The sequence below is a fragment of the Pseudomonas sp. QS1027 genome (assembly GCF_002814235.1).
GTDB lineage: Bacteria > Pseudomonadota > Gammaproteobacteria > Pseudomonadales > Pseudomonadaceae > Aquipseudomonas.
The window spans coordinates 33,834-57,325 of the sequence record NZ_PHSU01000030.1; the positions used below are offsets into that span (position 1 = coordinate 33,834).

The 23,492-nt window shown below is 62.5% G+C and carries 17 protein-coding genes and 1 pseudogene; 6 read left to right on the forward strand and 12 right to left on the reverse strand.

Features of this window, described 5'->3' with window-relative positions; translation table 11 throughout:
* Window positions 1-115: 115 nt before the first annotated feature.
* The 5 genes from tpx (at window position 116) to CWE01_RS24605 (ending at window position 9,800) form a co-directional block, all read left to right on the forward strand.
* The gene (gene tpx / locus CWE01_RS24585; protein WP_100943144.1) at window positions 116-616 is read left to right on the forward strand and encodes a thiol peroxidase; all 501 of its coding nucleotides are present in this window, start codon (window positions 116-118) and stop codon (window positions 614-616) included.
* A gap of 190 nt (window positions 617-806) precedes the next feature.
* Entirely contained in the window at window positions 807-2,111 is a 1,305-nt protein-coding gene (locus tag CWE01_RS24590; protein ID WP_100943145.1) for an MdtA/MuxA family multidrug efflux RND transporter periplasmic adaptor subunit, read from the forward strand.
* A complete protein-coding gene (locus CWE01_RS24595; protein ID WP_100943146.1) occupies window positions 2,108-5,209 on the forward strand; it encodes an MdtB/MuxB family multidrug efflux RND transporter permease subunit in 3,102 nt (1,033 codons plus the stop codon). Before CWE01_RS24590 ends, CWE01_RS24595 begins: the two co-directional genes overlap by 4 nt.
* On the forward strand, window positions 5,206-8,313 hold the full coding sequence (locus CWE01_RS24600; RefSeq protein ID WP_100943147.1) for an efflux RND transporter permease subunit: 3,108 nt from the start codon (window positions 5,206-5,208) through the stop codon (window positions 8,311-8,313). The genes CWE01_RS24595 and CWE01_RS24600 overlap by 4 nt, the downstream gene beginning before the upstream one ends.
* Window positions 8,310-9,800: an efflux transporter outer membrane subunit gene (locus CWE01_RS24605; protein ID WP_100943148.1), complete on the forward strand. Its 1,491-nt coding sequence runs from the start codon at window positions 8,310-8,312 to the stop codon at window positions 9,798-9,800. The genes CWE01_RS24600 and CWE01_RS24605 overlap by 4 nt, the downstream gene beginning before the upstream one ends.
* Window positions 9,801-9,848: 48 nt before the next feature.
* Here the strand turns inward: CWE01_RS24605 and CWE01_RS24610 are convergent, their stop codons facing one another.
* Genes CWE01_RS24610 through argH form a run of 7 tightly spaced genes read right to left on the reverse strand, consistent with a single transcriptional unit; the run spans window position 9,849 to window position 16,819 of the window.
* Window positions 9,849-11,021, reverse strand: coding sequence for an MFS transporter (locus CWE01_RS24610; protein WP_100943283.1), 1,173 nt, complete (start codon window positions 11,019-11,021; stop codon window positions 9,849-9,851).
* Window positions 11,022-11,061: 40 nt separating this feature from the next.
* Window positions 11,062-11,967 carry a polysaccharide deacetylase gene (locus CWE01_RS24615; RefSeq protein WP_100943149.1) on the reverse strand — a complete coding sequence of 302 codons (906 nt, stop codon included), beginning with the start codon at window positions 11,965-11,967 and terminating at the stop codon, window positions 11,062-11,064.
* Window positions 11,960-12,802 (reverse strand): polysaccharide deacetylase, encoded by an 843-nt coding sequence (locus CWE01_RS24620; RefSeq protein WP_100943150.1) that lies wholly within the window; start codon window positions 12,800-12,802, stop codon window positions 11,960-11,962. Before CWE01_RS24620 ends, CWE01_RS24615 begins: the two co-directional genes overlap by 8 nt.
* A 16-nt stretch (window positions 12,803-12,818) precedes the next feature.
* A complete protein-coding gene (locus CWE01_RS24625) occupies window positions 12,819-13,637 on the reverse strand; it encodes an ABC transporter substrate-binding protein (protein ID WP_100943151.1) in 819 nt (272 codons plus the stop codon).
* Between the two features lie 39 nt (window positions 13,638-13,676).
* The gene (locus CWE01_RS24630; RefSeq protein ID WP_100943152.1) at window positions 13,677-14,441 is read right to left on the reverse strand and encodes an amino acid ABC transporter ATP-binding protein; all 765 of its coding nucleotides are present in this window, start codon (window positions 14,439-14,441) and stop codon (window positions 13,677-13,679) included.
* Window positions 14,442-14,461: 20 nt separating this feature from the next.
* Window positions 14,462-15,340: an amino acid ABC transporter permease gene (locus CWE01_RS24635; RefSeq protein WP_100943153.1), complete on the reverse strand. Its 879-nt coding sequence runs from the start codon at window positions 15,338-15,340 to the stop codon at window positions 14,462-14,464.
* A gap of 48 nt (window positions 15,341-15,388) precedes the next feature.
* Complete coding sequence (argH, locus tag CWE01_RS24640) at window positions 15,389-16,819, reverse strand: argininosuccinate lyase (RefSeq protein ID WP_100943154.1); 1,431 nt, start codon at window positions 16,817-16,819, stop codon at window positions 15,389-15,391.
* Window positions 16,820-17,119: 300 nt separating this feature from the next.
* Here argH and CWE01_RS24645 point away from each other — a divergent pair, with 300 nt between their 5' ends.
* Window positions 17,120-18,091 carry a LysR family transcriptional regulator gene (locus CWE01_RS24645; protein ID WP_100943284.1) on the forward strand — a complete coding sequence of 324 codons (972 nt, stop codon included), beginning with the start codon at window positions 17,120-17,122 and terminating at the stop codon, window positions 18,089-18,091.
* Between the two features lie 27 nt (window positions 18,092-18,118).
* Here CWE01_RS24645 and CWE01_RS33960 read toward each other — a convergent pair.
* From CWE01_RS33960 to CWE01_RS24670, 5 genes and pseudogenes are all read right to left on the reverse strand, one after another.
* A pseudogene (locus tag CWE01_RS33960) lies at window positions 18,119-18,256 on the reverse strand (type VI secretion system contractile sheath small subunit); the annotation flags it as partial.
* A 365-nt stretch (window positions 18,257-18,621) separates the two neighbouring features.
* Window positions 18,622-19,899, reverse strand: a complete 1,278-nt coding sequence (locus CWE01_RS24655; protein WP_100943155.1) for an efflux RND transporter periplasmic adaptor subunit — start codon at window positions 19,897-19,899, stop codon at window positions 18,622-18,624.
* Window positions 19,889-21,379 (reverse strand): TolC family protein, encoded by a 1,491-nt coding sequence (locus tag CWE01_RS24660; protein ID WP_100943156.1) that lies wholly within the window; start codon window positions 21,377-21,379, stop codon window positions 19,889-19,891. Before CWE01_RS24660 ends, CWE01_RS24655 begins: the two co-directional genes overlap by 11 nt.
* On the reverse strand, window positions 21,372-22,571 hold the full coding sequence (locus CWE01_RS24665) for an ABC transporter permease (RefSeq protein WP_100943157.1): 1,200 nt from the start codon (window positions 22,569-22,571) through the stop codon (window positions 21,372-21,374). The genes CWE01_RS24660 and CWE01_RS24665 overlap by 8 nt, the downstream gene beginning before the upstream one ends.
* Window positions 22,568-23,272, reverse strand: a complete 705-nt coding sequence (locus CWE01_RS24670) for an ABC transporter ATP-binding protein (protein WP_100943158.1) — start codon at window positions 23,270-23,272, stop codon at window positions 22,568-22,570. Before CWE01_RS24670 ends, CWE01_RS24665 begins: the two co-directional genes overlap by 4 nt.
* Window positions 23,273-23,492: the final 220 nt, after the last annotated feature.

A 23,492-nucleotide genomic window follows, 5' to 3' on the forward strand; every position in this document is an offset into this window, starting at 1 on the left:
ATTTAGCGCTGAAACGCCGACTTTATAAATCGGCAGTGGCGGTGGTGGATATGACATCGCTATCTAAGGAAGCCCGCTTCAAGGTAGGATTTTGTGTTTACAAGGAGGCAAACACATGGCTCAAGTTACCCGCAGGGGCGTAACGGTTCAGATCAACGGACAGTTACCGCTACCCGGCTCCCAGGCTCCAGATTTTTCCCTGGTGGCCAAGGATCTCTCCGATATCACCCTGGGCAGCCTTGTCGGCCGGCGCAAGGTGCTGAATATCTTCCCCAGTGTCGATACCCCGACCTGCGCCAAGTCCGTGCGCCAGTTCAATGAACGCGCCAACCAGTTGGAAAACACCGTAGTGCTGTGCATCTCGGCTGACCTGCCGTTCGCCCAGGCGCGCTTTTGCGGCGCCGAAGGCCTGGACCGGGTCGTCAATCTGTCCACCTTGCGTGGCCGCGAGTTCATGCGCGACTACGGTGTGGAAATCGCCGACGGTCCTCTGGCCGGCCTGACTACCCGTGCGATCGTGGTACTGGATGCCCATGACAAGGTATTGCACAGCGAACTGGTGGCGGATATCGGCCAGGAACCCGATTACGAGACGGCACTCGCGGTCCTGAAATAAACGGCTCTGAAACAAGTGGTTTACAAATATTCACGGCCTGACCCTGTCCAGGCCGTTTTTATTTGTGCTTCAGTGTCTTACCGAGACACTGATGAAGATCATTCCAAGGTAAATTGCCGGTAAAGGCGCTTTTCCTGAAACAATTCAGTGCTTATCTTGCAGCCTCCCCAAAAAGAAGTTCTCGCGCACAATGGTTGATCACTCCATGCAATCTTCTGTTTCCCACAAATCTCGTCGCTGGCTGTTCGGCCTGTTGATCCTGTTGATTGTTGGCGCACTGTGCTGGCATTTCTGGCCGTCAGGCGCGCATCACAAGGGTGCGCAGGCCAAGGCCGGCGGGCATGGGGGCAAGTCGGGCATGATGCGTCCGGGCTTCGGTGCGTCCGCCGGCCCAGTGCCTGTGCGGGTAGCGCCGGCGACGTTGGGGGACTTCCCGGTGTATTACAAAGCCCTGGGGACGGTGACCGCCCTCAACACGGTCAACGTGCGGACCCAGGTCGCCGGGCAACTGGTCAAGATCAACTTCCAGGAAGGGCAGATGGTCAAGGCCGGCGACGTGCTGGCCGAGATCGATCCGCGCAACTACGAAAGCGCCTTGCTCCAGGCCCAGGGCACTCTCCTGCAAAGCCAGGCGCAATTGAAAAACGCCCAGGTCGATCTGCAGCGCTATCGCGGACTGTTCGCCGAAGACAGTATTGCCAAGCAGACCCTGGACACCGCCGAAGCCTCGGTGCTGCAATACCAGGGCATGGTCAAGGCCAACCAGGGCGCGGTCGACGCGGCCAAACTGAACCTGGACTTCGCCAAGATCCGTGCACCGATTTCCGGGCGCCTGGGCCTGCGCCAACTGGACGTCGGCAACCTGCTGGCGGCTAACGACAGCCAGATACTGGTGATCATCACCCAGACCCAGCCGATCAGCGTGGCGTTCACCCTGCCGGAAAACAACCTCGACACCGTGCTCACCCGTTATCACGGCGGGGCGAAATTGTCCGCCGAAGCCTGGGACCGTGGCGACGTGAAACAACAGGCCAGCGGTGTACTGCAGAGCATCGACAATCAGATCGACATCACCACCGGCACCCTCAAGTTCAAGGCCCTTTACGATAACCGCGAGCAGAGCCTGTTCCCCAACCAGTTCGTCAATGTGCACTTGCTCGCCGACACCCTGAAAAACGTGGTGCTGGCGCCGAGCGCGGCGATCCAGTTCGGCAACGACGGCACCTTCGTCTATGTCATGGACGGCGACAAGAAGGTCAAGATCCGGCCGCTGAAAGTCGGCGCCAGCGACGGCAACGTCACAGTGATCAAGGACGGCCTGGCCGTCGGCGATCGGGTGGTCCTGGAAGGTACCGACCGCTTGAAGGATGGCGGTGACGTGGAAGTGGTCAACGACAGCCAGGAGGTACCGAAGGCGCCCGCGGAACAGTTGAAGGACAGCTCGGCGGCCAAGGCACCGGCTGAAGCCGGCAAGGCGAAAAAGGTCGGCGCATGAATCTCTCGCGGCTGTTCATTCTCCGCCCGGTAGCGACCACCCTGAGCATGCTGGCCATTATCCTGGCCGGCCTGATCGCCTATCGGCTGCTGCCGGTGTCGGCGCTGCCCCAGGTCGACTACCCGACCATTCGGGTGATGACCCTCTACCCGGGTGCGAGTCCCGATGTGATGACCAGCGCGGTCACCGCGCCCCTGGAACGCCAGTTCGGGCAAATGCCCGGGCTGACCCAGATGGCTTCCACCAGTTCCGGCGGGGCCTCGATCCTGACCCTGCGTTTCAACCTCGACATCAACATGGATGTCGCCGAGCAGCAGGTCCAGGCGGCGATCAATGCCGCCACCAACCTGCTGCCCAAGGATTTGCCGGCACCGCCGGTGTACAACAAGGTCAACCCGGCGGATACCCCGGTGCTGACCCTGGCGATCACCTCGAAAACCATGCTGTTGCCCAAGCTCAACGACCTGGTCGATACCCGCATGGCGCAGAAGATCGCCCAGATCAGCGGTGTCGGCATGGTCAGCATTGCCGGCGGTCAGCGCCAGGCGGTGCGGATCAAGGTCAATCCCGAGGCGCTGGCGGCCAACAGCCTGAACCTGTCGGATGTGCGCACCCTGATCGGCGTCTCGAACGTCAACCAGCCCAAGGGCAACTTCGACGGCCCGACCCGGGTGTCGATGCTCGACGCCAACGACCAGTTGCGTTCGCCTGCGGAATACGCCGAACTGATCCTCGCCTACAAGAACGGCGCGCCGCTGCGGCTCAAGGATGTCGCGCAGATCGTCGATGGCGCCGAGAACGAGCGCCTCGCGGCCTGGGCCAACGAAAACCAGGCCGTGCTGCTGAATATCCAGCGCCAGCCCGGGGCCAACGTGATCGAGGTGGTGGACCGGATCAAGGCCTTGCTGCCGAGCATCACCGACAACCTGCCGGCGGGCATCGAGGTCAAGGTCCTGACCGACCGCACCCAGACCATCCGTGCCTCGGTCAGCGACGTCCAGCATGAACTGCTGATCTCCATCGCCCTGGTGGTGATGGTGACCTTCCTGTTCCTGCGCCGGGCCAGCGCCACCATCATTCCCTCGGTGGCCGTACCGCTGTCGCTGATCGGTACCTTCGGCGTGATGTACCTGGCGGGCTTTTCGGTCAACAACCTGACCCTGATGGCCCTGACCATTGCCACCGGCTTCGTGGTCGACGATGCCATCGTCATGCTGGAAAACATCTCGCGCTTTATCGAGGAGGGCGACAGCCCGATGCAGGCGGCGCTCAAGGGCGCCAAGCAGATCGGCTTCACCCTGATCTCGCTGACGCTGTCGCTGATTGCGGTGCTGATCCCGCTGTTGTTCATGGCCGACGTGGTCGGGCGGCTGTTCCGCGAGTTCGCCATCACCCTGGCGGTGGCGATCCTGATTTCCCTGGTGGTGTCCCTGACCCTCACGCCGATGATGTGCGCGCGCTTGCTCAAGCGCGAGCCCAAACCCGAAGAGCAGGGCCGCTTCTACCGGGCCAGCGGTGCCTGGATCGACTGGTTGATCGAATCCTATGGCCGCAAGTTGCAGTGGGTGCTCAAGCACCAGTCGCTGACCTTGCTGGTGGCGGTCGGCACCCTGGCGCTGACCGTGTTCCTCTACATGATCGTGCCCAAGGGCTTCTTCCCGGTGCAGGACACCGGGGTGATCCAGGGGATTTCCGAAGCGCCGCAGTCGGTATCCTTTGCCTCGATGAGCCAGCGCCAACAGGAACTGGCCAAGGTCATCCTCACCGATCCGGATGTGGAAAGCCTGTCGTCGTATATCGGCGTGGACGGTGACAACGCCACGCTCAACAGCGGCCGCTTTCTGATCAACCTCAAGCCGCGCCACCAGCGCCGCGAGACCGCCACGCAGATCATCAACCGCCTGCAGCCGGAAGTCGACAAGCTGTCGGGGATCCGCCTGTACATGCAGCCGGTGCAGGACCTGACCATCGAAGATCGGGTCAGCCGTACCCAGTACCAGTTCAGCATGTCCTCGCCGGACCCCGACCTGCTGGCGGAGTGGAGCGGCAAGCTGGTGGATGCCCTGGCCCAGCGCCCGGAACTGACGGATGTTGCCAGCGACTTGCAGGACAAGGGCCTGCAAGTCTTCCTGGTGATCGACCGGGACGCCGCTTCGCGCCTTGGCGTGGCGGTGTCGGATATCACCGACGCACTGTATGACGGCTTCGGCCAGCGGCAGATTTCCACCATCTACACCCAGGCCAGCCAGTACCGCGTGGTGCTGCAAGCCCAGGCGGGAGAGACGATCGGACCGCGGGCGCTGGAGCAGATCCACGTCAAGACCACCAGTGGCGGACAGGTGCGCCTGTCCAGCCTGGCCCGTGTCGAGGAGCGTCAGGCGCAGTTGGCCATCTCCCATATCGGCCAGTTTCCTGCGGTGATGATGTCGTTCAACCTGGCGCCGGGCGTGGCGCTGGGGCAGGCGGTGGAGGTTATCGACCAGGTCAAGCAGGAAATCGGCATGCCGGTGGGCGTGCAGACCCAGTTCCAGGGGGCGGCCGAAGCCTTCCAGGCCTCGCTGTCGAGCACCTTGCTGCTGATCCTGGCGGCGGTGGTGACCATGTACATCGTGCTCGGGGTGCTCTACGAGAGCTATATCCACCCGGTGACGATTCTCTCGACCTTGCCCTCGGCGGCGGTCGGGGCCTTGCTGGCGTTGATTCTGACGGGCAACGACCTGGGCATGATCGCCATTATCGGGATCATCCTGCTGATCGGTATCGTCAAGAAGAACGCGATCATGATGATCGACTTCGCCCTCGACGCCGAGCGCAACCAGGGCATGTTGCCGGAGCAGGCGATCTACCAGGCGGCGCTGTTGCGTTTCCGGCCGATCCTGATGACCACCCTGGCGGCGCTGTTCGGCGCCATTCCGTTGATGCTCGCCACCGGTTCCGGCGCCGAACTGCGTCAACCCCTGGGCCTGGTGATGGTCGGCGGCCTGCTGGTCAGCCAGGTGCTGACCCTGTTCACCACCCCGGTGATCTACCTGTACTTCGATCGCCTCGGACGGCGCTGGGGGCGGCATCCGAGCCGTCTTGAGCAGGTGGAAACATGAACCTGTCGGGACCTTTTATTCGCCGGCCGGTAGCCACCATGCTGCTGAGCCTGGCGATTGTCCTGCTGGGGGCCGTGAGTTTCGGCCTGTTACCGGTTTCGCCGCTGCCGCAAATGGACTTCCCGGTGATCGTGGTCCAGGCCAGTCTGCCGGGGGCCAGCCCGGAAGTCATGGCTTCCACCGTGGCCACGCCGCTGGAACGTTCCTTCGGTGTGATTCCCGGCATCAATACCATGAGCAGCCGCTCCAGCCAGGGCTCGACCCGGGTGATCCTGCAGTTCGACCTCAACCGCGATATCAACGGCGCGGCGCGGGAAGTCCAGGCGGCGATCAATGCCTCGCGCAACCTGCTGCCAAGCGGCATGCGCAGCATGCCCACCTACAAGAAGGTCAACCCGTCCCAGGCGCCGATCATGGTGCTCTCGCTGACCTCCGACGTGTTGCAGAAGGGCCAGCTCTACGACCTGGCCTCGACCGTCCTGTCCCAGAGCCTGTCCCAGGTCCCGGGTGTGGGCGAGGTGCAGATCGGTGGCAGTTCGCTGCCGGCGGTGCGCATCGAACTCGAGCCCCAGGCGCTCAACCAGTATGGCGTGGCCCTGGACGATGTGCGAACCGCCATTGCCAACGCCAACGTGCGCCGGCCCAAGGGTTCGCTTGAGGACGCCGACCGCAACTGGCAGATACAGGCCAACGACCAACTGGAAAAAGCCAGGGACTACGAGCCGCTGATCATCCACTACCAGAACGGCGCGGCCTTGCGCCTGGGGGATGTGTCGAAGATCAGCGACAGCGTCGAGGACCGTTACAACGCCGGGTTCTTCAACAATGACGAGGCGGTCCTGCTGGTGATCAACCGCCAGGCCGGCGCCAACATCATCGAGACGGTGAATGAGATCAAGGCGCAACTGCCGACCTTGCAGGCGGTGTTGCCGGCCAGCGTCAAGCTGAACCTGGCCATGGACCGCTCGCCGGTGATCAAGGCCACGCTCCACGAAGCCGAGATGACCCTGCTGATCGCCGTGGCCCTGGTGGTACTGGTGGTCTACCTGTTCCTCGGCAATTTCCGCGCGTCGCTGATCCCGACCCTGGCGGTGCCGGTGTCGCTGGTCGGCACCTTTGCGATCATGTACCTCTATGGCTTCTCCCTGAACAACCTGTCGCTGATGGCCTTGATCCTGGCCACCGGCCTGGTGGTGGACGATGCCATCGTGGTGCTGGAGAACATTTCCCGGCATATCGACGATGGCATCCCGCCGATGAAGGCCGCGTACCTGGGGGCCAAGGAAGTCGGCTTCACCTTGCTGTCGATGAACCTGTCGCTGGTGGTGGTGTTCCTCTCGATCCTGTTTATCGGCGGGATCATCGGCAACCTGTTCCGCGAGTTTTCCATCACCCTGGCGGCCTCCATCCTGGTTTCGCTGGTGGTGTCCCTGACCCTGACGCCGATGCTCTGCGCGCGCTGGCTCAAGCCGCACCAGCAGGGCGAACCGACCCGCCTGCAACGCTGGAGTGAAAACGCCAACGAACGGATGATGGCGGCCTACGCCGTCAGCCTCGACTGGGTGCTGCGGCACAAGCGCCTGACCTTGCTCAGCCTGCTCGTCACCATCGGGGTGAACATCGCCCTGTACGTGGTGGTGCCGAAAACCTTCCTGCCGCAACAGGACACCGGGCAATTGATCGGTTTCGTGCGTGGCGACGACGGCATGTCGTTCGGCAATATGCAGCCGAAGATGGAAATCTTCCGCAAGGCGGTGCTGGCCGACCCGGCGGTGCAAAGCGTGGCCGGCTTTATCGGCGGTAACAACGGTACCAACAACGCCTTGATGCTGGTGCGCCTCAAGCCGATCAAGGAGCGCAATGTCTCGGCGCAGAAGGTCATCGAGCGCCTGCGCGACGAAATGCCCAAGGTGGCCGGCGCCCGGCTGATGCTGATGGCCGACCAGGACCTGCAATTCGGCGGCGGTCGCGAGCAACAGACCGCGCAGTACTCCTACATCCTGCAAAGCGACGACCTGGGGGCCTTGCGCGAGTGGTACCCGAAAGTGGTCGCGGCCCTCAAGGCCTTGCCGGAGCTGACCGCCCTCGATGCCCGGGAAGGCCGCGGGGCCCCGCAGACCACCCTGGTGGTCGACCGTGATACCGCCAAACGCCTGGGCGTGGACATGGGGACGGTCACGACCGTACTCAACAACGCCTACAGCCAGCGGCAGATTTCCACCATCTACGACACCCTGAACCAGTATGAAGTGGTGATGGAGATCAACCCGAAATACGCCCAGTCGCCGGAAACCCTCAATCAGGTCAAGGTGATCGGCTCAAGCGGGCAGCGCATTCCGCTGTCGGCCATTGCCCATTATGAGAACAGCCTGCAGGACGATCGGGTCGACCACGAGGGCCAGTTCGCCTCGGAAAGCCTGTCGTTCGACATGGCCCCCGGGGTGACGGTGGAGCAGGGGACCGCCGCCATCGAGCGGGCTATCGCCAAACTCGGCTTGCCGGAAGCGGTGATCGCCAAGATGGCCGGCACCAGCGACGCCTTTGCCGCCACCCAGAAAAGCCAGCCGTTCATGATCCTTGGCGCGTTGGTGGCGGTGTACCTGGTATTGGGCATCCTGTATGAGAGCTACATCCACCCGCTGACCATTCTTTCCACACTGCCGTCGGCCGGGGTCGGCGCCTTGCTCAGCATCTACCTGCTGGGCGGCGAGTTCAGCCTGATCTCGCTACTGGGGCTGTTCCTGCTGATCGGCGTGGTGAAAAAGAACGCGATCCTGATGATCGACCTGGCGCTGCAACTGGAACGTCATTCCGGCCTGGACCCGCTGGAATCGATTCGCCAGGCCTGCCTGCTGCGCCTGCGGCCGATCCTGATGACCACCCTGGCGGCGATCCTCGGTGCCTTGCCATTGCTGCTGAGCAGTGCCGAAGGCGCGGAAATGCGCCAGCCCCTGGGCCTGACCATTATCGGCGGGTTGGTCTTCAGTCAGATCCTGACTCTCTACACCACCCCGGTGGTTTACCTTTATCTCGACCGTTTGCGCCACCGCTTCAACAAATGGCGTGGCGTACGCACTGATGGTGCTCTGGAAACTCCGCTATGACTGACCAATCGCAATGCAAAGTGCCTCTGGCCGCCCAGCGCCTGGAGACCATCCGTGGCTCGCGTCTGCTGAGCGTGGCCTTGTGCGGGCTGATGCTCAGTGCCTGCGCCGTGGGCCCGGACTACAAGCGCCCGGAGGCCGCCGCACCGGCGCAATACAAGGAAGCCGCCGGTTGGCGTCAGGCCCAGCCCAGCGACTCCCTGGCCCGTGGCGCCTGGTGGGAGTTGTATGGCGACCCGACGCTCAATGGCCTGGTGGAAAAACTCAACAATGCCAACCAGACCGTGGCGCAGTCCGAAGCCCAGTACCGCCAGGCCCTGGCGTTGGTCAAAAGCTCCACCGGCGCGTTCTTTCCCACGGTCGACCTGAGTGCCGGGAAAACCCGCTCCAGCCAGGGCACCGGCAGCAGCAGCTCGAGCCTGAGCCGCTCCTCCAGCGGGATTCTCGATACCTACAACACGCAACTGGGGGTGAGTTGGGAAGCTGACGTCTGGGGCAAGCTGCGGCGCGGCCTGGAGGCCAATGACGCGAGCGCCCAGGCGAGCTTTGCCGACCTTGCGGCGATGCGCCTGAGCCAGCAGTCGAGCCTGGTGCAGAACTACCTGCAACTGCGGGTGATCGACGAACAGAAACGCCTGCTTGAAGCCACGGTGCAGGCCTACGAGCGCTCGTTGAAAAACACCGAAAGCCAGTACCGTTTTGGCGTTTCCGGGAAAGCGGCGATCGCCCAGGCGCAGACCCAGCTCAAGAGTGCCCAGGGCGACCTGATCGACCTGGTCTGGCAACGGGCCCAGTTTGAAAACGCCATTGCCGTCATGATCGGCCTGCCGCCAGCGCAGTTCAAACTGGAGGCGACCGCTACTGTTCCGGCCTTGCCGGCGATTCCGCTGGGCGTGCCATCGCAACTGCTGGAGCGGCGTCCGGACATCGCCTCGGCGGAACGTTCGGTGATCGCGGCCAATGCCAATATCGGCGTGGCGAAGGCGGCTTATTATCCGGACTTCACCTTGAGCCTGTCCGGCGGTTACAGCAGCAGCACCTTTGAAAACTGGATCACCCTGCCGAACCGTTTCTGGTCGGTAGGCCCGAAACTGGCCGCCACCTTGTTCGACGGTGGGCAGCGTTCGGCGGAAGTGGATCGCACCGAGGCGGTGTATGACCAGACCGTGGCCAAGTACCGCCAGACCGTGCTGGATGGTTTCCGTGAAGTGGAAAACTACATGGTCCAGCTCAAGGTCATGGAAGACGAGGCGGCGGTGCGGGCCCAGGCGCTGGACGCGGCCCGGGAATCCCTGCGTTTGACCGACAATCAGTACAAGGCCGGCCTGATCACTTACCTGGACGTGGTCACGGTGCAGACCACGGCGCTGACCAACGAGCGTAGCGTGCTGACCTTGCTGCAGAGTCGGTTGATTGCCAGCGTCCAGTTGATTGCGGCGATGGGCGGCGGTTGGGATGGTCATACCGATTTGAAGGCCAAGCGCTGATCGGCGTTCGGTTTGGGGTTGATGCGGGGCTTCTGAGGAAGCCCCGTCTTATTTCTGCAACGAAGGCACCCTGCGCCCAGCCAGGAAACACAGGCTGCCGCCAATCGCCGTCAGGCCACTGAGGGCATAGAACATCGTCCCCGGCGCCGTATGGATCAGCAGATACCCGCAGATCACCGGACTCAACGCCCCGCCCAGGGCCGCCAGGTTCTGTGCGCCGAGGTAACTGCCCCGCAGATCCTCCGGGGCGATGGTGTCGACGAACAGGTACTCGGACGGATAAATGATCATCTCCCCCAGGGTGAAGATGAACATCGCCGCGCACCAGGTCACCAGGTTCTGCGCAAAACTGAAACCGATCAGCCCGACGATAAACAGACTGGTGCCAATGGCGATCCAGTAGCGCAATTGCTCACGCTTGAGAAAACGGCCGATCTGGTATTGCAGCAGGATCACACTGATGGCATTGCAGGCCAGGATCGCCGACAAGGTGGTCAGGGCATCCTGACTGCTGTGGGTTACCAGCAGAAACTGCGACAGGTACAGCGTGAAGCGCCCATGGACGATGGTGCTCAGCAGGCTGCCGCAGGTAAACAGGATCAGGGTCCGATCATTGCGCAGCGTCACCAGGGTCTTGATGAAACTGGGGGGCTTGCCGATCTGGGCCTGGGCGGTCGGGGTGATACCGAACATCAGGAATATGCTGCCAAAGGCGATGCCGGCGGCTATCAGGAATGGTGCCAGGGGCTGCACCCCGGCGATCACCACGCCGAGCATCGGGCCGGTGGCGTAACCGATATTGGTCAGGGTGTAGCGCAGGGAGAAGACCTTGGCCCGCTGGTCGATGGGCAGGTTCTCGCTGATGATGGCCTTGGAACCGATCAGAAACAGCGCCGACGCGGTCTCGGTCATCACCAGGGTCAGGGTGGTCAGGTACAGGTCATGGGCGAACGTCAGCAGGGTGAAGCCGATGCCGCTGGAGAGCATGGCGAGGATCATCAGCCGGCGTTTTTCCAGGCGGTCGATAACGTAACCGCCGTACAACGAGAGGAGGGTGGCGATAAACACCGCGATCCCCATCAGCAGGCCGACATCCTGCTGGTTCAGCCCGAGTTTCCTGCTGAGGAACAGGGTCAGCAGCGGACTGGTAATGGCACGGCTGACGACGATGGTCACGGAGCAGATCATCAGCCGGCGGATAACGAGGGAGTAGGTGGCCACGGTGGTGCTTATATCCTTGTTTTCGAAAACCGCTGCAAAGTCACGGCAGGTACTTGCGGTAGTGGCGCTCATAAACCGCCGCCGGATGGTCCGCCGTCATGGCGCGACCGTTGTCGTCCCACCACTGGGCCACTTCGGCACCCGTGGCGATCCAGACGTCGTCGTGTTGCTGGATCCCCTTGAGCAACTCCCGCAGCACGCCGATACGCCCCGGCGTGGCGATGACTTCCGGGTGCAGACGCAGGACGTAACAGAGCCCGAACCGATGGAAACCGGCAAAGTCCATCTGCAGGTTGCCCAGGGTATGGCTGTAGGAAGCGATCCGCGATTGTGCCGGTGGCACCGCCGGGCTGAGGTTGAAGGCGAAGTAGGGCTCGTCTTCCAGCTCGTAGTGCAGCGGCAGCTCGATGACCTGTGGAGCTGTTGGATGGGCGAAGGGCAGGTCGTCGCCACGCCAGGAGGACGACCAGAGAATGCCTGCTTCGTGGAGTGCCTCGGTAAACCCGGGTAACCAGTTGCCGGCCGGAATCCGAAAGCCTTTGGGCCGTTCTCCCGTCAATGCTTCCAGGGCCTGGCAGCCTTGCGCGAGCGCGGCCTTCTGCTCCTCGAGGGTCAGATTGTCGTAGTTCTGGTGGCGATAGCCGGCACAGGCGATTTCATGGCCGCCGGCCTGGATCGCCCGGATATGCGCCGGCTGCTCCTCGGCGACGATGCCCGGAATGAACCAACTGCTGCGTACCCCCAATTCTTCGAACAGGCCGAGCAGGCGTTCGACCCCGCGCTGGCTGCCATAGCGCCAGACCGACAAGCTCTTGTCGCGCCCGGCAACCTCAGGTGCTTGGGTAAGAATGCCGTGTATATCGTTGTAATCAATGGTAATTACCACCACGCAGCGATACGGCGCCGGCCATGGGCTCTGGAAGGCGGGACGTTGCAACTCAGCCATGATGATGCTCCTTCAGCCACCAATGGGCGACATCGCGGCAGGTGGAGAACCAGACGTCATCGCGCTCGCGCATATGCTCGAACAGCCGTTCCAGCAGCAGGATACGCCCCGGTTTACCGGTGATCTTGGGGTGGAACAGCGTGGTCAGGCACAGCCCTTCATCAACCGCGCCATCGAATTCCCGGCACCAGTTGTCCAGGGTCAGCTCATAGCTGGCGGTGCGGTCCAGCCCGGATGGGAAATTCGGCTCGCGGGTGTAGGCGATGGAGGCGTAGTCATCCATTTCCCAGCGACCGGGAATTTCCACCAGGGGTTGCGCATGCCCGGGCACCTGCACCAGATAGGGCCGGTCATCACCGCGCATGCTGCTGGAGTAGGTCACCCCGGCTTCCACCAGCATCGCCGGGGTTTCCGCGCGCCAGTCGCCGGAGGGCGTGCGAAAGCCCTCGGCGCGGATGTTCAGGTGTTGCCAGAACACCTCGCGGCATTTGTTCATCACGTCCCGCTGCTGATCCAGCGTCAGGGCGTAAAAGGATTCGTGTTTGTAGCCGTGGTAGGCCACTTCATGTCCGCGTTCGACAATCGCCTGGCATTGCCGCGGCCAGTTTTCCACGACCCAGGCCGGGACGAAGAAGGTGGTCGGCAGGCGGAACTCGTCGAGCAGGTCGAGAATCCGCGGCAACGCCCGATACGGGCCGTAACCGCCAAAACCGAAGTACTCGGGCTTGTGCCAGATCGAGCCATCGAGCATGGCATCGCCGGTGGGGCCGTCGAGGTCGAACGCCAGGGCCAGGCAGGCTTTGTGCCCATCCGGCCAGGTCGGGGTCGAGGACATGAGTGGCAACTCCTGTTTACTGGCCCTTGTTGACGGCGATGTTATCGACGGCACCCACCGACAGGTCCCATTTCTTCAGGATGGCCTGGTAGCTGCCGTCGGCGATCATGCTTTGCAGGGCGGCCTGGATAGCATCACGCAGCTCTTTGTTTTCCTTGCTCACGCCAATCCCGGTGAACTGCACCACCATCGGCGTGCCGATGATCTTGAAGGTGTTCTTTTCCTGGGTCGCGAGGTACGGCAGGGTCTCGCTGCCTTGCACGGCAACGTTGATGCGGCTCTGGCGCAGTTGCGCGCGGGCGTCGGCCGAACCTTCGGTGCCCACCACCTTGATCTGCTTGTCCGCCGGGCAATGGGCAGTGCTCCAGGCAGCGATTTCCGCCGGGAAGGTGGTGCGACGGCTGGTACCGGCGGTCTTGCCGCAGATATCGGTCATCTCGTTGATGTCCTTGTTCTTCTCCAGGGTGTAGAACTGCGAACCGCTGGTGAAGTAATCGACGAAATCCACGGCCTTCTGGCGTTCGGCGGTGTCGGTCATGCCCGAGAGCACGATGTCCACACGCTTGGTGGTCAGGGCGTTGATCATCTGTTCGAAGGAGGTTTCCTGCCAGTTCATTTTCACGCCCATATGCTTCGCCAGGGCGTTACCCAGGTCGAAGTCGACGCCGGTGAGCTCGTTGGTGGCCGGGTCCTTGAAATCCATCGGCGGGTAGTTGGGCATGATCGCGGCGACGATCTCGCCCTTGGCCTTGATGCTGGCGGGCAATTCGGCGGCCCAGGTGAAGCTGGAAGCCATGAGGCCGGCGAGTACTGCGGGAATGACGAAATTCTTCATGGTCGTTCTCTTATGAATGTTGTGAAGGCTCAGGGGAACCTAAGTTCGAACGGCAGAAATGAAGCTTTGGGTGCGCGGGTTTTGTGGACTTATTAGAAGTTCTTCGGGGCTTCCTTCCTCCACGATCTGGCCGCCATCCATGAACACCATGCGGTTCGAGACTTCGCGTGCGAAGCCCAGCTCATGGGTGACGACGATCATGGTCATGCCGGTCTGCGCCAGGTCGCGCATCACCGACAGCACCTCTGCGACCAATTCCGGGTCGAGTGCCGAAGTGGGTTCATCGAACAGCATCAGCTTGGGGCGCATCGCCAGGGCCCGGGCGATGGCCACCCGTTGCTGCTGGCCGCCGGACAGCTCGATGGGATAGCTGTCGCGCTTGTGTGCCAGGCCGACCCGGGCCAGCAGCTCAAGGGCTTCCTCGACCGACTCCTTGGGCGAACGCTTGAGCACCTGGACCGGGCCTTCGATGATGTTTTCCAGCACGGTCATGTGCGGAAACAGGTTGAAGCGCTGGAACACCATGCCGGTGGCCAGCCGCTGGCGGGCGATCTGCGCTTCGTTGAGTTCATGCAGCTTGTTGCCGGCGATCCGGTAGCCGACCAGTTCGCCGTCGACCCACAAGCCGCCCTTGTCGATCTTTTCCAACTGGTTGACGCAGCGCAGCAGGGTGCTTTTGCCGGAACCCGAGGGCCCGATGATGCACAGCACTTCGCCTTGCGCGACCTCGATGTTGACGTCCTTGAGGGCGTGGAAGGAGTCGTAGTATTTGTTCAGGCCGACAGCCTTGATGATGCTTCTCATGTTCGAATTCTCCAGGACACTTACGAGCGCTTGCCGGCGCCGCGGGCAAAACGCCGTTCCAGGCGACTCTGGCCGAAGGACAGCACGGTGACGGCGACCAGGTACCAGATCCCGGCGACGATCAGCAGCTCCATGACTCGGGCGTTGGCGTAGTAGATGTTCTGGGCGTTGTAGAGCAGTTCCGAGTACTGGATCACGCTCGCCAGGCTGGTCATCTTGACCATGCCGATAAACTCGTTGCCCACCGGCGGGATGATGATGCGCATGGCCTGGGGCAGGATGATCCGGCGCAGGGCTTGCAGCTGCGGCATGCCGATGGACTTGGCGGCTTCATACTGGCCGGTGTCCACCGAGAGCAGGCCGGCGCGGACCACTTCGGCGGTGTAGGCGCCCTGGTTGATCGACAGGCCCAGCAGTGCGGCGACGAAAGGCGTCATCAGGCTGACGGTATCGAGCTGGAATACCCCGGGAATCCCGATGGTCGGGAAGATCAGCGCCAGGTTGAACCACAGCAGCAGTTGCAGGATCAGCGGCGTGCCGCGGAACAGCCAGGTGTAGGTGATCGCCACGTAGCGCAGGATCGGGTTGGCCGACATGCGCATGATCGCGGTGATCACCCCGAACACCACACCGAGGGCCATGGCCAGGATCGCCATGATAATGGTGTTGAGCAGGCCGGTGAGGATCGCCTTGGCGGTCAGGAACTGGCCGATATAGGACCATTCGATCTGCCCCTGGGCAAAGGCCCGGACCAGCCCGACCAGGGCGACGACGATCAGGGTGGCGAAGAATATGCGTCCGTAATAGCGCCGCGGTACGTGTTCGTACTGGGTGATATCGAACTGGTTCTCGGCCAGTTTGCGCTCGGCGAGCAAGCGTTCTGCCTGGGATTGGCTCATGGTGTTTCTCCGTATGCGGTGCCGGGGCACCGCCTTTGTTTCTGGCATTCAGGAAAGGCGCAGGCCGGCGTATTCGGCGGCCCATTGACGCTGCGCTTCGAGTGCGACTTTCAACCGGGCGATCTGCTCGCGAACCTGCTCAGGCGCCGTTCCGCCCCAACCGCTACGGGCGGCGATGGCGGCTTCCAGGGTCAGGCAGTCACGCACGTCCGGGGTCAGGCGCGGATCGATCTCGGCCAACAGTGCCGGGCTCGCTTCCCACAATTCCAGGTCGCCGGCTTCGCAGGCCTTGACCAGCGCACCGGTGATTTCATGGGCCTCCTTGAACGGCACGCCGCGCACCGCCAACCAGTCGGCGACTTCGGTGGCCAGGGTGAAGCCCAGGGGCGCCTGGCGCCGCAATTCCTCGACGTTGACGGTCATGGTCGCGACCATCCCGGCCATGGCCGGCAGCACCAGCAACAGGGTGTCGACGCTGTCGAGCACACCGTTCTTGTCTTCGCTCAGGTCGCGGTTGTAGGACAGTGGCAAGGACTTGAGGGTCGACAGCAGTCCGGTCAGGTTGCCGATCAGACGGCCGGCCTTGCCCCGCGCCAGCTCGGCGATATCCGGGTTTTTCTTCTGCGGCATGATCGAGCTGCCGGTGGCGTAGGCATCGTCCAGCGCCACCCAGCGAAACTGCCGGGACGACCACAGGCAGAACTCTTCGGCCAGGCGCGAGATATTGATCCCGAGCATGCTGGCGACAAACAGGAACTCGGCGACATGGTCGCGGCTGGCCACCGCATCGATGGAGTTTTCACAGACGCCGCTGTAGCCCATTTCCCGTGCCGATTGCTGCGGCTGGCGGGCGATGGCCGAGCCGGCCATGGCGGCGGCGCCCAAGGGCGACAGCGAGGTACGGGCATCCCAGTCCACCAGACGCTGGACATCCCGCAACATCGCCTGGGCGTGAGCCAGCAGGTGATGGGCGAACACGATCGGCTGGGCCTGTTGCAGGTGGGTGAAGCCGGGGCAGATGCTCTGCACATGCTGCTCGGCCTGGTCGACCAGCGCCTGTTGCAGGGCCAGGACTTCCACCGCCAGGGTGCGTACATGGTCACGCAGGAACAGGCGCAGGTCATTGGCGGTCTGGTCGTTGCGCGAACGCCCGGCGCGCAGCTTGCCGCCCAGGGCACCGAGGCGCTCGGTCAGCAGGCGCTCGATAAAGGTGTGTACGTCCTCGTCGTCGAGGGTCGGGGCGACCCGGCCGGCGCGAAAATCTTCGCCGATGGTGTCCAGGGCCTCGACCATACTTCGGGTTTCCTGCTCGTCGAGCAGGCCGGCCCGCTGCAATTCGTGGGCGTGGGCCCGGGAACCGGCGAGGTCATACGGCGTGAGGCGGAAATAACGATCCGGGCAACGGGAGAGGGCGGCCAGGGCAGCGGATGGGCCGCTCTTGAAACGGGCGCCCCAGAGACGGTCGGTGGCTTGAGCCATTGTTGTTTTCCTCCAGCAAATGATCGATTCAACACAGGACCGCCGCCAAACCGTCCGGGGAGGGGCAGGGTCATGCACTATCAGGAGGGCAGATTACGAATCCTTGTAGACGCCGCTCGTGGACACCTACAAGTACAAAAGAATGGCTTTTAAACGCTTGCAATCAGCGACTTGTGGCTGATTTGCAAAAAATACCGATGGTTGCCAAGCCTGGATTTCTGTGTTCATTATTATCGACCGGCGACGTTTTTCTTGTGGAGCTAAGCCTGTTGAATATGCGGTTCGAGGTCAATAAGCATGATGGAAACCCAGCTTTCCAATTCTGGAAACCCGGCGCCGAAACCCGGACACCGAGCGCCCCTGGCCCTCAGTGGACTGGACTTCAAGTTACTCAAAGTGTTCAAGGCGGTGGTCGAGGCCGGAGGCTTCAGTGCCGCTCAGAATGAGCTGAATGTGGGACTGGCCGCCATCAGCAAGCAGATTTCCGACCTGGAAATCCGCATTGGCATGCGCCTGTGTACCCGAGGGCGGGAGGGCTTCTGCCTGACCGAAGAGGGCAGTCTGGTGTATCAGGCCTCGATTGATTTGTTTGCTTCGGTCGACAACTTTCGCGACCGGCTTAGTTCGGCTCAGAATGAACTGATCGGCGATCTTAGTGTGGGGGTGGTGGACAATACCATTTCCGATCTTAATTCCCCGTTAGTTGCCGCGTTACGCAAGATTCACGATGAGTCACCGAAGGTGAGATTTCGCCTGCACGCGGCACAGTTGGATGAAGTTGAGCGAGGGGTGGTAGAAGGTCGTTATATTGCGGGCATAGTACCGGTTTATCAAAAAAGAGAAGAGTTCGATTATTTCGCGCTCTATGAAGAACGCGCCGAGGCTTACTGTGGTGTCGGACACCCGCTGTTCGACTCGGACGACGCGCAGAACAGTGTCGAAGTGCTGCGTGAGCACCCGTTCGTCAACCACCGCTATGCCATCCACCGCGACAAACTCGACTTTGTCACCTACGACAGCTTTTCCGCCTCGGCGTCCCAGGTGGAAGCGGTGGCGATGCTGGTCCAGACCGGGCGTTTCCTTGGCTTCCTGCCGCAGCACTATGCCGCCCCCCTGGTGGCCAAAGGCTTATTGCGGGCGCTGATGCCGGAGCGGGTCAGCTATTGCACCCCCTTCAATCTGATCCTGCGCCACAACACGACGCGCAGCCCGCTGGTCAAGGCTTTCGCCCAGGCCCTGGGGGTCGATCTCAAAGCGCCGTTGCAGGGGTAGGTGCGGGCTGAAAGGCCCGCCAACCCGTTTGCCCAATACCCGCTCATGGACCTCATTGTTGAGCAGCACGCTTTCGATCACCTGCCGAAAGCCGGGCTCGTCGGACAACGGGCCCTTGAGTGCCACCAATGCGTCGCGCAGTGCCATCAACTTGCTCAACGCGGGTGCCGAGTTCGACGCGGCGCCATTGCCGGGACTTGACTCGAGCGTGCCCGGGCTATCGGCCTTGAGGGTGGCAGGCGGTAATGGGTCGCAATCATCATTGGACATGGCGGGTTCTCTACAGAATAGGTGCACTGCGTAAGGAGAACACAGGGTAAAAAGCTCGACTTTTTTAGTCTAAAGCAGGTGTGGCCGGGTGCTAGTTATGAGCGGATTTTAATAGCCGTCATATTGGCGGATATATACGTAGGAGCTTTCTAGAAAACCGCTCTAGCTGTAGGTAAAACCCTCTTGATCAGCAGGAAAATCCATCAGCAAGGGCAGGGCGCTTTAGCACGGTTGTAGCCTGGTCAACAGTTATCAGCGCGTCACTCCAACAGCCGTACAAACCCCGGTTGCAAGCCGAACACCTCGACACCTTCCGGCGTCGCCTGACCGGTGGTGACCGCCACGCGCTTGACCGGCTGATCCACCGCCTCGCGGTATTCCACCACCAGGCCGTTATCGACATGCTGGAGCGCCGCGGGCGGCAGTACGATCGCCCGCTCGTTGCGATAGGTGATGATGCTCAGCCGGGCACTCATGCCCAGCCGGACCCGTTGCAACTGCTCCTTGCTCAGTTTCGGTACCGAGAGCGTCACCGGGAATTGCGCGCTGCCGCCGGGTGCATCGCTGGGCAGCGCCAGGCTGCTGACGATGTCGACGGCGCCGTCGAGGCGCACGCCATCAAAACCGTCCCCGAGGATCTCGACGCTCTGGCCTTGGTGCAGCTGGTTGATGTCCAGTTCCGAGACCTTGCTGACGATCTTCAACTGTTCGATATTGGCCAGGCCGAACAACACCTGCCCCTGGGTGACCCGGCTGCCGTTCTGTACCGGCCCGGAACTGGTGGTTGTCGAGCCTGGCGGGCTGGTCGCCCCCGGGGCCGGCACGACAATACCGGCAAACGGCGCCAGCACATTTTTCCCCTCAAGCAAGGTGCGCAAGGCTTCGTACTTGACCGTGGTATTGGTCAGTTCCATATCGGCGATCTGGCGATATTCGCCCTTGCCCTGGTCCAGGGCCTGTTGCAGATCACCCTGGGCCGCCGCCAGATCCAGGCGCTGGGTTTGCAGTTGCTGCTGCAGATCGTCCAACTCGCCGCGGGCGATGATGCCGCGCTGGAACAGGGTCTGGCTTTCGCGCAGCTTGCGCTCGTTGTTGCCGACGGACATTTCCACCGCCCGGAGGGAGCGCCGGGAGCGGGCCACCTGCTGGCTGTTGCTCCAGTCCTGCAACTCCTGGACGGTGCGGCGCGCCTTGAGCTGGGCGGACAAGGCGTCGCGCAGCTGGATTTCCAGCAGCGCCGGGTCCATCTGCACCAGTGTCTGCCCGGACTCGACCCGCTGTCCCTGTTCCACCAGCACGGCGCGAACATTGCCATCGAAGGGGGCGGTCAGGGTGATGGTCTTCTGCGGCTCGATCTTGCCCACCAGCCCGATCTGATGGACCAGCGGTGCGGCCTGCACGGGGATCCACTGGCCGTTCTTCGGCTGATCGGCGGCGGGGGCGCGATAGCCGATCACTGTCGCGGCGGCCACGACCAGCAGCCCCAGTGCGCCGCCCTGCAACCAGCGTTTGCGGCGGGTCGTTCTGTCAGTAGTCATTGAGCGCAATGTCCCAGCTCTCCAGAGTCATGCCCAGGGTCAGATCCAACTGGGTCTGGGCGTTCAGATAGGCAATCAGTGCATTGAGCCGGGCGTTTTCGGCGTTACGCAGGTCGCCTTCGTAGCTCAGGACCTGGAAGTTGCTGGAGCGCCCGGCGCTGAGCTTTTCCCGCTCGATATCCAGCTTGCGCCGGGACAGGTCCACGGCACGCTGGGCAATCTCGTATTGTCGCCAGCGGGTGCCCAGGTCACGCACCACGTCGGTGACGCTGCGCTCCAGCGCCTGCTTGGCATCGGCGAGGATGATCTGCTGATTCTCGACGTCGACCCGGGCATGCACTTCGGCCTGGCGCGTACTGAGGTCGCCGATGGGGATCTGCACCTGCACGCCGGCGTAGCTGTCCCAACGGCGGCTGCCGACATTGCCGAGGTCATTGTCGGTGCGATCGCGAATCTGGTTGGCCCCGGCCACCAGCGACACATCCCAACGGCTCTGGTCCTTGGCGATCACCAGGTTCAGGTCGGCCTGCTGGCTACCGAGCAGGGACGCCAGGTAGTCCGGCTGCTGGACCTGGGCCACACGAAAGGCGTCCTGCTTGTCGATACTCACCCGGTTGGCTTCCAGCGCCTCGGTGGCGTGGATCGGCGTGGACAGGTCGAGGGCCAGCAGGCGCAACAGTGACAGGCGATTGATATCCACCTGGTTGCGGGCTTCCTCGACGCCCAGTTCCTGGGTGGCGATATCGGCTTCGGTCTGGACGATTTCGAACTCGGCCATGCGCCCCGCGGCGATCAGCGCCTTGTTCACGTCCAGCAGGGCACGGGCGCGCTTGAGCGCGTCCTGGGTAATGGTCAGTTGCTCCTGGGACCTGAGCACTTCCCGGTAGGAGGTGATGATGTCGCTGATGGTCTGCGCGACATTGGACTTGAGGCTCAGGCGGTTGACCTGCTCGGCGATCCGCGCCACCCGCAGCGGCGCGGTGGTCACGTCCCAGCCGGCGCCCCGCAGCAGCGGCTGGATGATCGCCAGGTCAAGGCCGTCGCTGCGATAACGACCGGCGACATCGGCATTGGTCAATTGCTGGGTCCAGGCCATGCTCAGGCGAGTGCCGTACTCGCTGAGCAGGCTGGTGGTCGGCGAGAGGGTGGCATTGCGCGCGCTGTCCTTGGAGCCCCGGTTCGCCTGATAGGTGCCACTGATCAGCAGCTTGGGATTGAAGAGATCTTCAGAAACCCGCAGGTCGAACTTCTGCGCGATCCGTTGCAGGTAGGCGCTGCGAATGCTGCGGTTGTTGCGCAACCCCAGGTACACCGCGTCCCCCAGGGTCAGGTCGGTGTTCTGCTGGCTCAACAATACGCCACGGGCCTGATTGCTCCGCAGGCTCGGGGCTGACGGCTGGCCGACCAGATCGTCGCCGGCCAAGGCCGGGCCGTACGACAGGCAGAGCAGCAGCGCCATCCATGGCCAGGGTCTATTCATCGCGCAAGGCCTCCACCGGTTGCAGTCGTGATGCCGAAATCGCCGGATAAAGGCCGAAGAACAGGCCCACCAGCAGGGTACTGCCGACCCCCAATGGCAGCGACAGCACTGCCAGGGAAAATTGCCAGCCGGACATCCGCGCATACAGGTAGGCAGCGGCCATGCCCAGCAGCGCACCGGATAAAGCACCGACGGCGGTCAAGGTGACCGCCTCCAGCAGAAACAGATTACGGATGTCCTTGCGCCGCGCCCCCAGCGCCATGCGCACGCCGATCTCCCGACGGCGCTCGGAGACGTTCATCAGCATCACATTCATCACCCCGACACCGCCGCCGACCAGGGAAATGCCGCCCAGGGCCATCAACAGGTAACCGAAGGTCCGGCTTTGCCGGGTCATTCCGTCGATCATCTGTTGTGGCACCTGGACCTCGACCTCACGGCCCCTGAGGCGCTGTTTCAAGGCCAGGGTCAGGGCATCGGCGAGCTGATTGGTGTCCTGGCCGGGGGCAACCCGCACGATGAGGTTGCTGATCTGCGGATCGTTCATGACCCGCCGCAGGCCTTCAAGGGGCAGGAACAGCGAGTCGTCGGCCTGCACAGGAATCAGGATGGCCGCCGGTTGGCTGCGGGTGATGCCGATCACCTGGAACAGGTAGTCATTGATGCGGATGCGCTCGCCCAGGCGCAATGGATCGCCAGGTTTGCTCAACGCCTGGGCGATCTTGTGCCCGACTACGACATAGGTTTCGCCGTGATCGAAGTCGGAGATAAAACGCCCTTCATCCAGTTGCAGGCGCATGGCCCCCATCAACTGTTCAGTGCTCCCCACCAGATTGGCGTTGGTGGTGCGCCCGTGGAACACCACCGCGCTGCTGGAAAGGGTAATCGGCGCGGTGAACAGCAGGCCCGGTAGCGCCTTGCCCAACGACAGTACATCGAGGGTCGCCGGCATCGGCGTGCGCATATCGGCATTGCCGGGAAACTGCACCGACAGTGTGTCGGTGCCCATGTCCTTGAAGATCGCCGAGGCTTCCTGGGCCGCGTTGTGGCCGATATTGATCAGGGCGATCACCGATGAACTGCCGATGACAATCCCCAGCAAGGCCAGGATCGAGCGTTTACCCAGCGTCCGCAGGCTGACAAAGGCTTCGTGGAACAACTGGCTGGCACTTTGTTCGACCTGCACGCTCATGCCGGGCAGGCCTCGAGTATCACGCCGTTGTGCACCCGGATCTGCCGGTCCAGGCGCTGGGCGATCTGCGGGTCGTGGGTGACGATGATCAACGTGACCTGGCGGACGCGATTGAGCTCCAGCAGCAGGTCCATGATTTCCCGGGCGGTGCTGCTGTCGAGGTTGCCGGTGGGTTCGTCGGCGAGGATCACCGAAGGTTGGCCCACCAGCGCCCGGGCAATCGCCACCCGTTGGCGCTGGCCGCCGGAGAGGTCGGCGGGGCGATGGTGCGCGCGTTCCTCCAGGCCGACCTGTTCGAGCATGGCCATGGCCCGCGTCAGCGATTCACCACGGGGGATACCGCGATAACTCAAGGGCAGGGCGACATTGTCCAGGGCACTGAGGCGCGCCAGCAGGTTGAAGCTCTGGAAGACAAAACCGATCTGCTGGTTGCGAATCGCCGCCAGTTGGTCGGGGCTGGCGCGAAAGATGTCATGACCGGCAAAACGATAGTGGCCGCTGTCAGGCAGGTCGAGCAGCCCGAGGATATTGAGCAGGGTGCTTTTACCCGAGCCGGAAGCGCCGAGAATGGCGCAGCTTTCACCGGCCTCGATGGACAGCGAGACATTGTCGAGAATGGTGAGGGTTTGTTCGGCGAGGCGATAACGCTTGCCGATGCCTTGCAGGGAGATGAAGCCTTCGTGAGCAATCGTGTCTGTCATGGCTGATCGCGCCGGCCGGCTCGACCTGACAGGAGCCTCCGTCCCGGGCGCTTTGTGGAACGCTCAGGCGGTTCTCGGGCAGGGACGAACACAGGGTTTATTTTCTTATTTTAAATAATTGTTTGAATAGTAGCCGTGATCTTGGAGCGACGCTAGCCGTCTGTTTCAAGGAAGGCAAAGACATTTCAGGCAGGGCTTTGTGACAACTGGATACATTTTA

Excerpts from the sequence above, each read along its gene's own strand:
- tpx (WP_100943144.1), top strand. The coding sequence starts at position 116 with ATGGCTCAAGTTACCCGCAGGGGCGTAACGGTTCAGATCAACGGACAG.
- CWE01_RS24590 (WP_100943145.1), top strand. The coding sequence starts at position 807 with ATGGTTGATCACTCCATGCAATCTTCTGTTTCCCACAAATCTCGTCGC.
- CWE01_RS24595 (WP_100943146.1), top strand. The coding sequence starts at position 2,108 with ATGAATCTCTCGCGGCTGTTCATTCTCCGCCCGGTAGCGACCACCCTG.
- CWE01_RS24600 (WP_100943147.1), top strand. The coding sequence starts at position 5,206 with ATGAACCTGTCGGGACCTTTTATTCGCCGGCCGGTAGCCACCATGCTG.
- CWE01_RS24605 (WP_100943148.1), top strand. The coding sequence starts at position 8,310 with ATGACTGACCAATCGCAATGCAAAGTGCCTCTGGCCGCCCAGCGCCTG.
- CWE01_RS24615 (WP_100943149.1), bottom strand. The coding sequence starts at position 11,967 with ATGGCTGAGTTGCAACGTCCCGCCTTCCAGAGCCCATGGCCGGCGCCG.
- CWE01_RS24620 (WP_100943150.1), bottom strand. The coding sequence starts at position 12,802 with ATGTCCTCGACCCCGACCTGGCCGGATGGGCACAAAGCCTGCCTGGCC.
- CWE01_RS24625 (WP_100943151.1), bottom strand. The coding sequence starts at position 13,637 with ATGAAGAATTTCGTCATTCCCGCAGTACTCGCCGGCCTCATGGCTTCC.
- CWE01_RS24630 (WP_100943152.1), bottom strand. The coding sequence starts at position 14,441 with ATGAGAAGCATCATCAAGGCTGTCGGCCTGAACAAATACTACGACTCC.
- CWE01_RS24635 (WP_100943153.1), bottom strand. The coding sequence starts at position 15,340 with ATGAGCCAATCCCAGGCAGAACGCTTGCTCGCCGAGCGCAAACTGGCC.
- argH (WP_100943154.1), bottom strand. The coding sequence starts at position 16,819 with ATGGCTCAAGCCACCGACCGTCTCTGGGGCGCCCGTTTCAAGAGCGGC.
- CWE01_RS24645 (WP_100943284.1), top strand. The coding sequence starts at position 17,120 with ATGGAAACCCAGCTTTCCAATTCTGGAAACCCGGCGCCGAAACCCGGA.
- CWE01_RS24655 (WP_100943155.1), bottom strand. The coding sequence starts at position 19,899 with ATGACTACTGACAGAACGACCCGCCGCAAACGCTGGTTGCAGGGCGGC.
- CWE01_RS24660 (WP_100943156.1), bottom strand. The coding sequence starts at position 21,379 with ATGAATAGACCCTGGCCATGGATGGCGCTGCTGCTCTGCCTGTCGTAC.
- CWE01_RS24665 (WP_100943157.1), bottom strand. The coding sequence starts at position 22,571 with ATGAGCGTGCAGGTCGAACAAAGTGCCAGCCAGTTGTTCCACGAAGCC.
- CWE01_RS24670 (WP_100943158.1), bottom strand. The coding sequence starts at position 23,272 with ATGACAGACACGATTGCTCACGAAGGCTTCATCTCCCTGCAAGGCATC.